Raw genomic sequence first — 14,546 nt, forward strand, 5'->3', positions numbered from 1 at the left:
GCGAGTAGGGTGTTAACCTTTCCCACAAGTGGGCGTAACTGGAGGCCAGCGACGGGAGCCATCGCCTGCGAAACGACCGACACCGAAGAAGCGCTCACCTGGACCGGCCGACGCGACGCCGATCAGGTCGACCACGACAGCGCCATCCATCGGTTTCCACGGGGGCCCAGGCTCGAAAACCCTTTAGCCGGTCACGGGCCAATGGGACGTAATGAGCGACCTCGAAGAGGAATATCAACTGGAGTACTTCCACGAGGAGGGGTTCGTCCGGAGGGAGTGTCCCTCCTGCGGGGACCACTTCTGGACCCGCGACGAGGACCGCGACCTCTGCGGGGAGCCGCCGTGTGCCGACTACGAGTTCATCGGCGAGCCCGGTTTCGACGACGAGTACAGCCTCGAGGAGATGCGCGAGGCGTTCCTCTCCTTTTTCGAGGAGCACGACCACGAGCGCATCGACCCCTACCCCGTGGCGGCGAACCGCTGGCGGGACGACGTGCTGCTGACCCAGGCGTCCATCTACGACTTCCAGCCGCTCGTCACGTCGGGGAAGACGCCGCCGCCGGCGAACCCCCTGACGATCAGCCAGCCCTGCATCCGGATGCAGGACATCGACAACGTCGGGAAGACGGGCCGGCACACGATGGCCTTCGAGATGATGGCCCACCACGCGTTCAACGCCCGCGAGGACCTCGATGACCCCGGCCAGTACGCCTACGAGGGCGAGGTCTACTGGAAGTCCGAGACCGTGCGGTACTGCGACGAACTGCTCGACTCGATGGGCGCCGACATCGAGGACGTCACCTACATCGAGGACCCGTGGGTCGGCGGCGGCAACGCCGGCCCCGCCATCGAGGTCATCTACCGCGGCCTCGAACTCGCGACGCTCGTCTTCATGTGCATGGAGCAGGACCCCGAGGGCGACTACGAGCTGAAGGACGGGAACACCTACTCCTACATGGACACGTACATCGTCGACACCGGCTACGGGCTGGAGCGGTGGACCTGGATGAGCCAGGGCACCGCGACGGTGTACGAGGCGATCTACCCCGACATGATCGACTTCCTGAAGGACAACGCCGGCCTCGAGTACACCGACGAGGAGGCCGAGGTCGTCAACCGGGCGGCGCGCCTGTCGGGGCAGCTCGACATCGACGACGTCGACGACGTGGAGGCCGCCCGCGACAACATCGCCGACAAGCTCGACGTCTCGACGACGGAGCTCCGCGACCTCGTCGAGCCGCTGGAGGACGTCTACGCCATCGCCGACCACTGCCGGACGATGGCCTACATGTTCGGCGACGGCATCGTCCCCTCGAACGTCGGGACGGGCTACCTCGCGCGGATGGTCCTCCGGCGGACGAAGCGCCTCGTCGACAACGTCGGCGTCGACGCGCCGCTGGACGAACTCGTCGACATGCAGGCCGAGCGGCTCGGCTACGAGAACCGCGACACCGTCCGCGACGTCGTCCGAACGGAGGTCGAGAAGTACCGCGAGACGCTGGAGCGCGGCGGCCGCCAGGTCGAGCGCCTCGCCAGCGAGTACGCCGAGAAGAACGAGCCCATCCCGCTGGAGGAGGTCATCGAGCTGTACGACAGCCGCGGCATCCAGCCCGACATGGTCGAGGAGATCGCCGAGGAGCACGGCGCCGACGTCGAGATCCCCGACGACTTCTACTCGCTGGTCGCCGCGCGGCACGGCAGCGAGGACGCCTTCGAGGACGAGGACGAACCCGGCGGCCACGCAGCCGACGCGGACCGCATCGCCGACCTCCCGGACACCGAGAAGCTGTTCTACGAGGACCCCGAGCGCACCGAGTTCGAGGCGGTCGTCCTCGACGTCATCGAGCGCGAGCCCGCCGGCGCGGATGCGGACGGCGACACGGTCTACGACGTCGCGCTCGACCAGACGATGTTCTACCCCGAGGGCGGCGGCCAGCCCGCCGACGTCGGGACGCTGTCTACCGACGACGTCACCGTCGAGGTGACCGACGTCCAGGAGGTCGACGGCGTCGTCCTCCACCGGACCGACGAGGACCCGGGCAAGGGCGAGTTCGTCCGCGGCCAGATCGACGGCACGCGGCGCACGCGGCTGATGCAGCACCACACCGCCACCCACGTCGTCGGCTACGCGGCACGGGAGGTCCTTGGCGAGCACGTCCGGCAGGCCGGTGCCCAGAAGGGTACCGACTCCTCGCGGTTCGACGTCACCCACTACGACCGCATCTCCCGGGAGGAGGTCAGGCGCATCGAGCGTGTCGCCAACGACATCGTCACCGACAACGTCCCCGTCAAGCAGGAGTGGCCGAAGCGCCAGGACGCCGAGGAGGAGCACGGCTTCGACCTCTACCAGGGCGGTATCCCGCCGGGAGAGGAACTCCGGCTCATCCACGTCGCCGAGGACGTCCAGGCCTGCGCCGGCACCCACGTCACCCGGACGGGCGACATCGGCACGATCAAAATCCTCTCGACGGAGCGGGTCCAGGACGGCGTCGAACGGCTGGTCTTCGCCGCCGGCGACGCGGCCATCGAGGCCACCCAGCGCACCGAGGACGCGCTGTACGACGCCGCCGAGACGCTGGACGTCTCGCCGCAGGAGGTCCCCGAGACCGCCGAGCGGTTCTTCGAGGAGTGGAAGGACCGGGGCAAGCAGATCGAGGACCTCAAGGAACAGCTCGCCGCGGTCCGCGCCCAGGGCGGCGGCGACGACGGCGAGGAGGTCGACCTCGGCGAGGCGACCGCCGTGGTCCAGCGCGTCGACGCCGACATGGACGAACTGCGGGCGACCGCCAACGCCCTCGTCGAGGAGGGGAAGGTGGCGGTCCTCGGCAGCGGCGTCGACGGCGCGACGTTCGTCGTCGCGGTCCCGGACGCCGTCGACCTCAACGCGGGCGCGGTGGTCAGCGAACTCGCCGGCAAGGTCGGCGGCGGCGGCGGCGGCCCGCCGGACTTCGCACAGGGCGGCGGGCCCGACGCCGAGAAGCTGGACGACGCCCTCGCGGCCGCCCCGGACGTGCTGCGGCAGTTACGCGAAGCGTAAGCGGCGCTGCGGCCCTAGCCCGTGGCTTCCCGCCGGCCGGGCGGAGACCGGCCTCCGGCACCATTGCGGCCGCCCCGTCCGAGACCGACGCTACTGCGAATATCCCTCGGCTAACGTCGACGGGCGCCCACCGCCGTCCGGGCGTAACGTGACCGTTCTCGCTGGCCGGTCAGGGGCTTATACAACGCTGGTCGGCGTAGCATCGACCGGACATGGTAGCTGCAATCGTCGGTTCGCTCGTCGCGTTCGTCATCGCACTACTGATCGGCGGCCTGGCGATATACGTCAGCGCGAGGGTCATCGCCGACGTCGACGACTACGGTCACGCCGTCGTCACGGCGTTTCTCGGCGCGGTCGCGTGGGCGCTGACGGCGTGGATTCCCCTCATCGGGCCCCTCATCGCGCTCGTGGCCTGGATCGGCGTCATCAACTGGCGCTACCGCGGCGGCTGGGGGACCGCTGCCCTCATCGGCCTGGTCGCGTGGCTGTCGGCGCTCGTCATCCTGTTCGCCCTCAACACGATCCTCGGGCTCGGCATCGGCGCCTTTGGCGTCCCCGGGGCCTGAGGCCTCGTACCGGGGCTCTCGATCGAGATCCGGAAGATCTACTCGGTGATGGACGACCGACCGTCGCGGTCGCGTCCGGAATCGAGAACGGATGACCCTGAAGCGGAACGCGTGCTGTGAGGAAGCGCGTGTCGGGACGCGGATACAGTCGAGGCGGGCCGGCGGTCTACTCGCCGCCGGGACTGGCCTCCTCGAGGAGGTCCTGAGACTGCCTGATCGTGTCTCGCTGCAGCTGGAAGAGCGTCTCTATCGGGTTGTTCTGGTCGCTCATCCGAGATCAGCTCCGTTCCGGATGGACGGCCGGCGACCGGCCGTGGGGTCGGCCGGGGCGTGACGGCCCGGTCCGAGGGGGAGCGACCGGGCGCCGGGGACGCCTCGACACTGCGGGAGCCACGGAGCGGACCAGTGTCGAACGTCCGGTGGGTCGCCGGCCATCGTCGTCCACCCGCTCGGCGGTTTCGTGCGCGACCGACTTAATCCTTACCTCGAATTACCATTCGATGCCATCGAGTACCGCTGACCGGAGCCAGGATTGTCCTCGGAGTCGAGACAGGCAACAGCCGACCATCGCCAATCGACCACCGCCCATACGAGAGCGAACGGTTAAGTCCCCCAATCCGGATACCGAAACGTGACGGATAGGGGCGGGCGGCCGGACAGGAGCGGCGTTGCGGGCAGTCCGCGGTCCGACGGTGGACGGGAGCCGGCCGCCCCGACCGGCGACCGCGGGAGGCGGACGGCGACGTGACGCCCGTCGAGGTGCTGTCGGTGCTGCCCGGCTGGTTCGAGTGGCGGCTGCTCCTCATCCCGCTAATCACCGGCGTCATCGGCTACGGCACCAACTGGGTCGCCATCCGGCTGCTGTTCCGGCCGATCGACCTCGTCGGCGTCGAGGTGCCGGGGCTGGCGAGCCTCGCGCCGTCGCTGCCCCGGAAGCTCCGGCAGATCCCCGGCGTCGTCGAGGGACAGCTCGGCTGGCAGGGCATCGTCCCCTCGCGTTCGACCCGGATGGGGGCCATCGCTGCCGAGAAGGGGATCAGCAAGATGGCGACCGAACGCGAGTTCTACGAGGCCTTCGACCCCGACGCCATCGCGGCCCACGTCGTCGAGAACTCCCGGGCGGAGATCCACGACCTCGTCGACGAACTGCTCCGGGCGGAGTACCCGGAGCTGTGGGGCGAGGCTCCCGATCCGCTGCGCGAACTCGTCCACGCGCGGATCGACGCCCGGCTCCCCCACGTCGCGGCAGCGATAACCGAGGGCATCGGCGAGAACGTCGACCAGTTCCTGGACGTCAACGAGATGATCACCGAGCACCTCGGCGGGCACCCGGAGCTGCTCAACCAGCTGTTCCTGGAGGTCGGCCACCGCGAGCTACGGTTCATCGTCAACTCCGGGTTCCTGCTCGGGGGGTTCCTCGGTATTTTTACAATCCCGCTCTACGTATACATAGATAGCTGGTGGGTTCTGCCGGTCGCCGGCGTGGCGGTCGGCTACCTCACCAACTGGATCGCACTCAAGATAATCTTCCTCCCGATCGAGGAACGGCGCATCGGACCCTTCCGGCTGCAGGGGCTGTTCATCAAACGGCAGCCGGAAGCCGCCGCGGAATACGCCGAGATCGTCTCCGATGAGATCGTCACGATCGGCAACGTGGCAGGCAACCTCATGCACGGAACCCAAGCCGACCGAACCCGAACGATGATACGCAACGCAATCCGCCCCGAGGTGGACAGAGCCGCGGGGCTGGCCGGACCGCTGGTCCGTCTCGCGACCGGAACCGAAGAGTACGAGACCCTGCGGGACACGCTCGCAAACGAGACCGTGTCACGCACGATGGCACCGCTGCGCGACCCCGAGTTCAACGAGGCGCGGAGCGGCGAGATCAGCGCACTGCTCTCCGAACGGCTCCGGGAGCTCTCCTCGGAGGAGTTCGTCGGCCTGCTTCGCCCGGCGTTCGTCGAGGACGAGTGGATGCTCGTCGTCCTCGGCGGGCTGCTCGGGTTCGTGGCCGGCTGGCTGCAGCTGCTGGTGGTGAGCGCCGTATGAGCGAAGAGGAACAGCGGCGGACGGCAGACGCCGACGCCGTCGAGGCGGAGTCGACCGTCAGCGCCGACGACATCGACGTCATCGAGGTCGACGTCGAGGACAACAGCTCGGAGCTGTCGGCCGAGGAGGTCGACCGCGTCTTCTCGCTGATGGAGCGGGCCATCGGCAACGACGCCCTGGAGGGCGCCCAGCTCGAGCGGCTGCTGACCGTCCTCGAGCAGTCCATCGTCGGCCCCTCGAGTACGAACCCCGAGACGGTCGCCGAACTCGTCTCCGTCCTCGAGGACGCCATCATCGAGCCGGAGGACCTCGAGAACGTCGACGTCGACGGCATCCTCTCGGTCGTCGAGAACGCCATCGTCGGGACGACGGGCGCCAAGGAGGAGAACCTCGAGGAGGCCTTCGACGTCCTCGAGGAGGCCATCCGCGACCCGACCGGCCTGGACCCCGAGGACGTCGAGCGGTTCCGCTCCGGCCTCGAGAGCGCCATCCTCGACGTCACCGACCCCTCGCGGGGCGGCATCGACGCGCTGTTCCCGCTGTTCGGGGGCGGCGCCAGCATCGACCCCGAGGAGGTCGAGGAGGTCGACGACGAGGACGCCCTCGACATGTTCCGCATCGCCCGCATCGGCGCCGGGATGACCCAGCGGGCGACGGGCTACTCGATGGAGTCGGGCGTCCGGACGGGCACCCGGATGGCCTACGCCGTCGCCAACGCGGAGTCGCCGGCCGAACTGCTCACCGAGACGCGGGCCATCTCGCTGGACGAGCTCCAGCGGGCCGGCGTCGACATCGGCGACCGCCGGACCGAGTGGCTCGAGGAGCACGACGAGGAGCTCGTCAGCGAGCGGCCGATGACCCGCGAGCGCCTGCAGGAGCACGGCGAGCGGCTCATCTCGAAGTCCGCCGAGGTGGGCCGCGAGGAGTCGTTCCACCCCGCGTTCCCGTCCATCCTCGACGAGCTCGCGCCCGACGAGGCGCGGATCCTCCGGCTGCTGGCCACCGAGGGCGAACAGCCGACCGTCGACGTCCGGCACAACGAGTACGTCCCGCTGCAGTCGAGCCTCGTCGCCGAGGACCTGACGATGGTCGGCAGCGACGCCGGCTGCCGCCACCCCGACCGCAGCCCGGTGTACCTCGAGAACCTCTCGCGGCTCGGGCTGGTGAAGTTCTCGGACGAACCGGTCTCCAACCTCAAGCGCTACCAGGTCCTGGAGGCCCAGCCGCACGTCGAGGCCGCTCGCGAGTCGGTCAAGCGGCCGAAGAGCGACTACGGCAGCGTCCGCCTCACGGAGTTCGGCGCCGAGTTCTGCGAGACCTGCCTGCCGGTCGACGTCGTCGCCGACCGGCCGGCCTCCCGCTTCCGGCGGGACGGCTAGAAGGAGAGCTGTTCGGGGCCGTCCTCTCCGATCGACGGCGCGTCGCGGTCGGAGTAGTTCGCCCGGCCGATGGCCTCGCGGGAGACCGCCGAGTACGCGGCGAGGCGGGCGTCCTCGGCGTCCTCGAAGGTTGTCTCGCCGAGCCGACCCAGCGCCTCGCCGAAGGTCTCGCGGCCGTTCGGGAGTTCCAGTTCCAGGTCGCCGTACTCGGCGACGAGTTCCTCGGCGGTCGCGGGGAAGGAGTGTGCAGCGATCTCGTCGTCGACGTTCGCGAGCAGTCGCATACCTACACCGAACCCGCTATCCTTCATGAACGTTGGCTATAATCCCCTTCCCTCGATATAACCACCTCTAGGAGCATTAGTTCCGCGCGAAGCGAGGGGGCTTTTGCGGGCGGGCGCGAGGGTGGCGTATGGTCGTCGCGGATCTCCACGTGCACACGACGAACTCCGACGGGACGCTGACCCTCGAGACGCTGCCCGACGCGGCCGAGGCCGCCGACGTCGGGACCGTCGCCGTCACCGATCACGACCGCCTCCACCCGGACCTCCGGACGCCGGTCGCCCACCTCGACGGCGTCACCGTCGTCCACGGCATCGAACTGCGCGTCGAAGCGCCCGACGAGCGCGTCGACCTCCTGGGCTACGGCGCCCGGCGGACCGACGCCCTCGAGGCGCTCGTCGAGCACCTCCAGACCGACCGGATCGAGCGCGGCCGCGAGATCATCGAGCGCGTCGAGGAGCGCCTCGGCGTCGACCTCCCCGTCGAACCCCGCGAGGGGCTGGGCCGCCCCCACATCGCCCGCGCCATCGAGGAGGCCACCGAGTACAGCTACGGCGACGCCTTCGACGAACTCATCGGGAACGACGGTCCCTGCTTCGTCGCCCGCGACGTCCCCTCCTTCGAGGACGGCCTCGAGGTCCTCGACGAGGCCTGCGGCGTCGTCTCGCTGGCCCACCCCTACCGGTACGATGACCCGGAGGCGGCCCTGGAACTGTGCGCCGACCTCGACGCCGTCGAACGGTTCTACCCCTACGACCGGGACGTCGACCCCCGACCGCTGGAGCGGGCCGTCGAGCGACACGACCTGCTCGTCACCGGCGGGAGCGACGCCCACGACGAGACGCTCGGAAAGGCGGGGCTCGACCGGGACGCGTATCGCCGGTTTCGGGCCGCACTCTGACCGCTAACGGTGGGTTCAAACCGCTCGGCCCCGTAGCCCCGGCCATGCAGTGTCACTACTGCGAGGACGACGCCGCAGTGGCCGTCGAGAAGGACCACGTCAAGGTCGGCCTCTGCGAGAGCCACCTCCGGGAGCGGATGGACGAACTCTCCGACTCGGAGTGGCTCGAAGACGTCCGGTCGCAGGTGGACGAAGCGCTCGACAACTGACGCGTCCCGGCGGCAGGCCTTTTAGCTACCCGCCCGTCTAGGGAGCATGCTCGACTCCCAGACCTGTCTCGTCACCGGCGCCTCCAGAGGTATCGGTCGCGCTGTCGCGGAGGACCTCGGCCGCCACGGCGCCGAGGTGGTGGTCAACTACCGCAGCTCCGACGAGGCGGCTCGCGAGGTCGTCGACGTCATCGAGTCCGAGGGCGGCAGCGCCATCCCCGTCCAGGGCAACGTCGCCGAGTACGACGACGTCGAGGCGATGTGCGAGACCGTCCACGACGAGTTCGGCCGCGTCGACGTCCTCGTGAACAACGCCGGCATCACCGTCGACAAGAAGTTCGAGCACATGACCCGCGAGGACTGGGACCGCGTGATGGACGTCAACCTCGGCGGCGTCTTCAACTGCACCCACTGCCTCTTCGACGACATCAAGGCCGCCGAGGACGGCCGGCTCGTCAACATCTCCTCGGTCGTCGGCCAGCAGGGCAACTACGGGCAGGCCAACTACGCGACCACCAAATCGGGGCTCTTCGGGTTCACCCGGACGCTCGCCCTCGAACTCGCCTCGAGCGGCTCGACCGCCAACTGCGTCGCCCCCGGTTTCGTGAAGACCGACATGCTCGAGACCGTCCCCGAGCGCGTCCAGGAGAAGATCCTCCAGCGCATCCCCCTCGATCGCTTCGCCACCCCCGAGGACGTCGCCGGCATCGTCCGCTTCGTCGCCGGCGAGGACGCCGGTTACATGACCGGCCAGATCCTGGCCGTCAACGGCGGCATGGAGTGGTAGACACCCACTTTTTGCACGCTCGGCGCGGCGGTACCGCGCCTCGCGGCAAAAACGTGGGGAAAATATGCGCACCCTCCTCCTGTCGCGGGCCCTCACTTCGTTCGGGCCCGCGGTAGTCGTCGGGCGCTACCGTCGCCTCCCTTCGGTCGGCGACGGAGAACCGCCTCGTGGGCGACCAAAGGTCGCCCACTCGGCGGATACTCACAATTGAAACTGCAGTCAGCTATGCGACCAGGAAAACCTACTACGTCACCTCCGGATTACACAGCAAGATGCGCGTCTCCGTCATCGGCGGCTCCAGAATCGACGACGAGACCTACGAGACTGCACGCGAGGTCGGGCGACTGCTCGGCGAGCGCGGACACACGGTCGTCTGCGGCGGTCGCGGCGGAACCATGGAAGCCGTCTGCCGCGGCGCCCGCGAGCACGACGCCGAGACCATCGGCATCCTCCCCGGGGAGCGACGGACGCAGGCCAACGAGTACGTCACCACGCCGGTCGCGACGGGGATGGGCAACGCCCGGAACGTGCTGGTGCCGATGAACGGCGACGCGGTGATCGCCGTCGACGGCGCGGCGGGGACGCTCTCGGAACTCGGCCACGCGCTTGACTTCCACCGGCCGGTCGCCGGGCTCGACACCCACCCCATCGAACTCGAGGGGTTCGAGGCGGTCGAGACGCCCGAGGCTGCGGTGGCGTTCGTCGAGGACGCGGTAGAAGGGTGAGTCGGAACCTCAGTCGCTCTGGATGCGCGGCGCCAGCATGAACGTCACGTGGCCGTCGCCCTCCGCGAAGTCGAAGTGCATCTTGACGGGGAACTCCTCGCCGAGCTCCATCGTGACCTCCGCGTCGGAGGGGATGGCCTTGTTCATGTCCTTGAGGTAGTCCAGCGAGAACAGCGACCGGGCTTCGCCGGCGGTGAGGTCGATGAGGTCCTCGCGGCCCAGTTCGAGGTGGACGTCGTCGGTGTCGCCCTCCGCGTCGACGTAGAACTGCTCGGCGTCGGGGTCGACGCCCAAGGCGATGTGGTCGGAGACCATGTCGGCGGCCTTGACGGCGCGGGCGATGTCCTTGCCCTCGATGACGATCTCCGAGGAGAGGTCCAGGTCCGGCAGGTCGGGCTCCTGGCGGATGGAGTCGGGGTCGATGAGCGCCAGGGTGTACTCGAGACCGTCCAGCGAGATGTGGAGCTTGCGGGTCTCCTCGTCCAGCTCGAGGTTGACGAGCTGGCCGGAGTCGGCCATTCCCACGATGTCCTCCAGCCGGTCGAGGTTGACGCCGATGATGCCCCCGTCGGTCTCGTAGGACTCGAAGGCGGACGCCGAGAGTTCGAGATCGACCATGCCGACGTTCGCCGGGTCCACCGCCCGGATCGTGAGGCCCTCCTCCTCGAGGCGGATCTTGCACTCGTCGACCAGGACGCTGACGGAGTCCAGCGCCGCCCCGAGCGTGTCCGCACTCACGATAGCCTTGAACATATAGGACACCGTACTTCCCGCCTCCTTAAAAATATACTTTTCATCACGCGCGCGTCCCGCGCGTGAGATGCCGCCGCCCCCCGCCGGCTACTCCAGCAGGAGCAACTCGGGCGACTCGAGGTACTCCTTGAGGGTGTTGACGAACCGGGCGGCGTCGGCCCCGTCGACGACCCGGTGGTCGATGGACAGCGAGAGGGTCATCACCTTCCGCGGCACCACGTCGCCGTCCACGACTCTGGGCTTGTCCTTGATGGCGCCGAGCCCCAGGATCGCCGCCTCGGGGTAGTTGATGATCGGCGTCGCGTACTCGCCGCCGATGGCCCCGAAGTTCGTGATGGTGAACGTCCCGTCCTGCATGTCCTCGCGGGCGATGGAGCGCTCGCGGGCCTTCCCGGTCAGCTCGTTCATCTCGTCGGCGATCTCGAGCATCCCCTTGCGGTCGGCGTGCTTCACGACGGGGACCATCAGACCGGCCTCGGTCGCCGTCGCGACGCCGACGTTGTAGTCGCCGCGAACGACGATCTCCTCGGCGTCCTCGTCGAGCTGGGCGTTCAGGATGGGGTGTTCCTTCAACCCCGCGACGACGGCCTTGATGACGAACGGCATGTAGGTGAGCTTCGTCCCGCGCTCCTCGGCGCGCTCCTTGAGGCGTCCACGCGCCTCGACCAGCTCGGTCACGTCCACGTCGTCGTGGTGGGTGACGTGCGGCGCGGTGTACTTCGAGCGCTCCATCTGCTTGCCGATGGTGCGCCGGACGCCGCGGTAGGGGATGCGCTCGTCCTCGCCGGTCGCCTCGAGCGCCCGGCCGGCGCCGGCCGAGACCGCCTCGGCGTCGGCCTCCTGGGCGCGCTGCTGGGCCTCGGCGTACTGCTCGACCTGCTCGGGCGTGACGAACGCCTCGCCGTCCTTCGTCTCGTCGGTCGGGACGCTGTCGAGGTCGACGCCCTTCTCCTCGGCCAGCTTGCGGGTGGCGGGCGCCGCCAGCGTCCGGTCGCGGTCGGCCGACTCCGAGGGCGTGGCGGCCCCGGCGCCGCCCGCTGCGGCACCGTCGTCCGCGGAACCCGCGGCGGCGTCCTCGTCGGTGATCTTCCGGGTGGCGGACTTCACTCCGGAGTCGCCGGCGTCGCCAGCGTCGGCGTCGGCCGCCGTCCCGGTCCCGTCTGCGTCCTCGGCCGCGGCCTGGACGTCCGCCTCGGTGACGCGCCCGCCGGGACCGCTCCCGGAGACGCGCTGGATGTCGACGTCCAGTTCGCGGGCCAGCCGCTTCGTCGACGGCGAGGCGAAGACGCGACCCGACGGCTGGTCGGACTCGCCCGTCTCGTCCGCCTCTCCCGTACCGGCCGGCGCCTCGTCGGTGCCGGCCGTCTCGTCGCGGGGTTCGTCCGGCTGTGCGCCCTCGTCCTCGACCGGTTCGGCCTCTTCGCCCTCCACGTCGAACGTGATGATCACCTCGCCGACCGGCACCATCTCGCCTTCCTCGGCGAGTATCTCTCGGACCGTCCCGTTGACCGGGGCGGGAACCTCGACGACTGCCTTGTCCGTCTCGACCTCGGCGACGGGCTGGTCCTCCGAGACCGTATCGCCCGGCTCGACCAGCCAGCTGACGATCTCGGCCTCGGTCAGTCCCTCGCCGACGTCGGGGAGTTTGAACTCGCGTACCATGTCAGAACTCGTGGGTCTCGCGGATCGCGTCCTCGATCCGCGTGTCCTCAGGCATGTAGTAGTCCTCCAGGGCGTAAAGTGGGTAGGGGACGTCGAAGCCGGTCACGCGCTTCACCGGCGCCTCCTGGTAGAGCAGCGCCTCCTCCTGGATGGTCGCGGTGATCTCGCCGGCGAGCCCGCCCGTCTTCGGCGCCTCGTGGACGACGACCGCCCGGCCCGTCTTCTCGAAGGACTCCAGGATGGCGTCGGTGTCCATCGGCTTCATCGTCCGGAGGTCGACGACCTCGACGTCGATGCCGTCCTCGGCGACCGACTCGGCGGCCTCGATGCTCGGCCGGGTCATCGCACCCCAGGTGAACAGCGACACGTCCGACCCCTCGCGCCGGACCGCGGCCTCGCCGAGGTCGACCGTGTAGGGCTCGTCCGGGACCTCCTCGCGGAACGCCCGGTAGATGAGCTTCGGTTCCATGAAGATGACCGGGTCGGGGTCGCGGATGGAGGCGGCGAGCAGCCCCTTCGCGTCGTACGGCGTCGAGGGGATGACGACCTTCAGGCCCGCCTCGTGGGTGTAGAAGGCCTCCTTGGACTCCGAGTGGTGCTCGGGCGCGCGGATGCCGCCGCCGTAGGGCGCTCGGACGACCATCGGGCAGGTGAACCGCCCGCGCGAGCGAGTCCGCATCCGGGCCGCGTGGGAGACGATCTGGTCGAAGGCCGGGTACATGAACCCGGAGAACTGGATCTCGGGGACCGGCCGGAGGCCGTAGGCGGCCATCCCGATGGCGGTGCCGACGATGCCGGCCTCCGCCAGCGGCGTGTCGATGACGCGGTCCTCGCCGAACTCCTCGTAGAGCCCCTCGGTGGCGCGGAAGACGCCGCCGTTCTTGCCGACGTCCTCGCCCATGACGACGACGTCGTCGTCCCGGTCCATCTCGCCGCGCATCCCGTCGCGGACGGCCTGTACGAGCGTCAGGTTCTGGCTCTCGCCCTGCTGTTCGGTGCTCATTCCAGTAGTTCCTCGTCGCCGTGTCGTTCGCGGAGCTGTTCGAGGTACTCCCGCTGTTCGCGGAGCCGCTGGGGCATCTCCTCGTAGACGTGTTCGAACATGTCCGAGGGGTCCGGCCGCTCGATGCTCTCCGCCTCGCTGATGGCCTCGGCGACCTCGTCCTCGACGGACTGCCCGACGGCGTCGACGCGTTCGTCGTCGAGCAGCCCCCGGTCGCGGAGGTACGACTCCAGCCGCGGGATGGGATCCTTGGCCTTCCAGCGCTCGACCTCGTCGTCGTCGCGGTAGACCGAGGGGTCGTCGGCCGTCGTGTGCGCGCCGAAGCGGTACTGGATGGCCTCGATGAGCGTCGGCCGCGTGGCCCGCCCGGGCGCGTCGTCCGACGCGGGGTCGGGGTGCTTGGCCTTCTCGAGGGCCTCGTGGGTCACCTGGTAGACCGCCAGGGGGTCCATCCCGTCGACGAGGACGCCCTCGAAGCCGTAGGCGTGGGCCTTCTGGGCCAGCGTCGCCGACGCCGACTGCCGCTCCCGCGGCACCGAGATCGCCCACTGGTTGTTGTTGCAGAAGAAGACGGCGGGGACGTCGAAGACGCCCGCGAAGTTCAGCCCCTCGTGGAAGTCCCCCTCCGAGGTCGCGCCGTCGCCGAAGTAACAGAGGAACGCCTCGTCGGATTCACCCTGCAGGTCCGAGGCCCACGCCGCCCCCGTCGCGTGCAGGATCTGGGTGGCGATCGGCACCGCCACCGGGAAGATGTTCAGCCCCTCGAGGCTGTTGCCCCGCTCGTCGCCCATCCAGAGCCGGAGCGTCTGGTGGAGGTCCAGCCCGCGGGCGTAGGCGGCGCCGTGCTCGCGGTAGCTGGGGAACATCCAGTCGTCGTCGGCCAGCGCGGTCGCGCTGCCGATCTGGGCGGCCTCCTGGCCCGACAGCGGCGGGTACGTCCCCATCCGCCCCTGCCGCTGGAGGCTGACGGCCCGCTGGTCGAAGTGCCGGGCGAGCCGCATCTGCCGATACATCTCGACGAGTTCCTCGTCAGCGAGGTCGGGGACGTCGGCGCCGTCGACGACGTTCCCGTCCTCGTCGAGTACCTGCACCCGGTCGCGGGGGTCACGTTGCAGCGTACTCATAGCTCCCTCCGTCGCATGACGGCACAGTCGGCGGCCGCCGGCATAGTGTTTACGTAAATTTTGCCACAT

General features: G+C 69.2%; 13 protein-coding genes. 8 read left to right on the plus strand and 5 right to left on the minus strand.

Annotated elements, in window-relative coordinates; all coding sequences use genetic code 11:
- Window positions 1-211: 211 nt before the first annotated feature.
- From alaS to HWV07_RS11875, 4 genes are all read left to right on the plus strand, one after another.
- Entirely contained in the window at window positions 212-3,037 is a 2,826-nt protein-coding gene (gene alaS, locus HWV07_RS11860; protein WP_178334499.1) for an alanine--tRNA ligase, read from the plus strand.
- 212 nt (window positions 3,038-3,249) lie between these two features.
- Window positions 3,250-3,603: a hypothetical protein gene (locus HWV07_RS11865; RefSeq protein ID WP_178334500.1), complete on the plus strand. Its 354-nt coding sequence runs from the start codon at window positions 3,250-3,252 to the stop codon at window positions 3,601-3,603.
- Window positions 3,604-4,347: 744 nt separating this feature from the next.
- The gene (locus tag HWV07_RS11870; RefSeq protein ID WP_178334501.1) at window positions 4,348-5,652 is read left to right on the plus strand and encodes a DUF445 domain-containing protein; all 1,305 of its coding nucleotides are present in this window, start codon (window positions 4,348-4,350) and stop codon (window positions 5,650-5,652) included.
- Entirely contained in the window at window positions 5,649-7,031 is a 1,383-nt protein-coding gene (locus tag HWV07_RS11875; RefSeq protein WP_178334502.1) for a DUF4393 domain-containing protein, read from the plus strand. The genes HWV07_RS11870 and HWV07_RS11875 overlap by 4 nt, the downstream gene beginning before the upstream one ends.
- Here the strand turns inward: HWV07_RS11875 and HWV07_RS11880 are convergent.
- Window positions 7,028-7,315, minus strand: coding sequence for a DUF5789 family protein (locus HWV07_RS11880; RefSeq protein ID WP_178334503.1), 288 nt, complete (start codon window positions 7,313-7,315; stop codon window positions 7,028-7,030). The two genes, HWV07_RS11875 and HWV07_RS11880, sit on opposite strands and share 4 nt — an antisense overlap.
- Window positions 7,316-7,443: 128 nt before the next feature.
- Here HWV07_RS11880 and HWV07_RS11885 point away from each other — a divergent pair, with 128 nt between their 5' ends.
- The 4 genes from HWV07_RS11885 to HWV07_RS11900 all read left to right on the plus strand — a co-directional run bounded on the left by HWV07_RS11885 (window position 7,444) and on the right by HWV07_RS11900 (window position 9,935).
- Window positions 7,444-8,214 (plus strand): PHP domain-containing protein, encoded by a 771-nt coding sequence (locus tag HWV07_RS11885; RefSeq protein WP_178334504.1) that lies wholly within the window; start codon window positions 7,444-7,446, stop codon window positions 8,212-8,214.
- Window positions 8,215-8,258: 44 nt separating this feature from the next.
- A complete protein-coding gene (locus HWV07_RS11890; protein ID WP_178334505.1) occupies window positions 8,259-8,423 on the plus strand; it encodes a DUF6757 family protein in 165 nt (54 codons plus the stop codon).
- Between the two features lie 46 nt (window positions 8,424-8,469).
- Complete coding sequence (locus tag HWV07_RS11895) at window positions 8,470-9,210, plus strand: beta-ketoacyl-ACP reductase (RefSeq protein WP_178334506.1); 741 nt, start codon at window positions 8,470-8,472, stop codon at window positions 9,208-9,210.
- A 272-nt stretch (window positions 9,211-9,482) separates the two neighbouring features.
- On the plus strand, window positions 9,483-9,935 hold the full coding sequence (locus HWV07_RS11900; RefSeq protein WP_178334507.1) for a TIGR00725 family protein: 453 nt from the start codon (window positions 9,483-9,485) through the stop codon (window positions 9,933-9,935).
- A 9-nt stretch (window positions 9,936-9,944) separates the two neighbouring features.
- Here the strand turns inward: HWV07_RS11900 and HWV07_RS11905 are convergent, their stop codons facing one another.
- The 4 genes from HWV07_RS11905 to pdhA all read right to left on the minus strand — a co-directional run bounded on the left by HWV07_RS11905 (window position 9,945) and on the right by pdhA (window position 14,477).
- Window positions 9,945-10,688, minus strand: coding sequence for a DNA polymerase sliding clamp (locus HWV07_RS11905; protein WP_178334508.1), 744 nt, complete (start codon window positions 10,686-10,688; stop codon window positions 9,945-9,947).
- Window positions 10,689-10,775: 87 nt separating this feature from the next.
- Window positions 10,776-12,350 carry a 2-oxo acid dehydrogenase subunit E2 gene (locus HWV07_RS11910; RefSeq protein ID WP_178334509.1) on the minus strand — a complete coding sequence of 525 codons (1,575 nt, stop codon included), beginning with the start codon at window positions 12,348-12,350 and terminating at the stop codon, window positions 10,776-10,778.
- A 1-nt stretch (window position 12,351) separates the two neighbouring features.
- A complete protein-coding gene (locus HWV07_RS11915) occupies window positions 12,352-13,353 on the minus strand; it encodes an alpha-ketoacid dehydrogenase subunit beta (protein WP_178334510.1) in 1,002 nt (333 codons plus the stop codon).
- Window positions 13,350-14,477 (minus strand): pyruvate dehydrogenase (acetyl-transferring) E1 component subunit alpha, encoded by a 1,128-nt coding sequence (pdhA, locus tag HWV07_RS11920; RefSeq protein WP_178334511.1) that lies wholly within the window; start codon window positions 14,475-14,477, stop codon window positions 13,350-13,352. Before pdhA ends, HWV07_RS11915 begins: the two co-directional genes overlap by 4 nt.
- Window positions 14,478-14,546: the final 69 nt, after the last annotated feature.

This window comes from Natronomonas salina (genome assembly GCF_013391105.1).
Taxonomy (GTDB): domain Archaea; phylum Halobacteriota; class Halobacteria; order Halobacteriales; family Haloarculaceae; genus Natronomonas; species Natronomonas salina.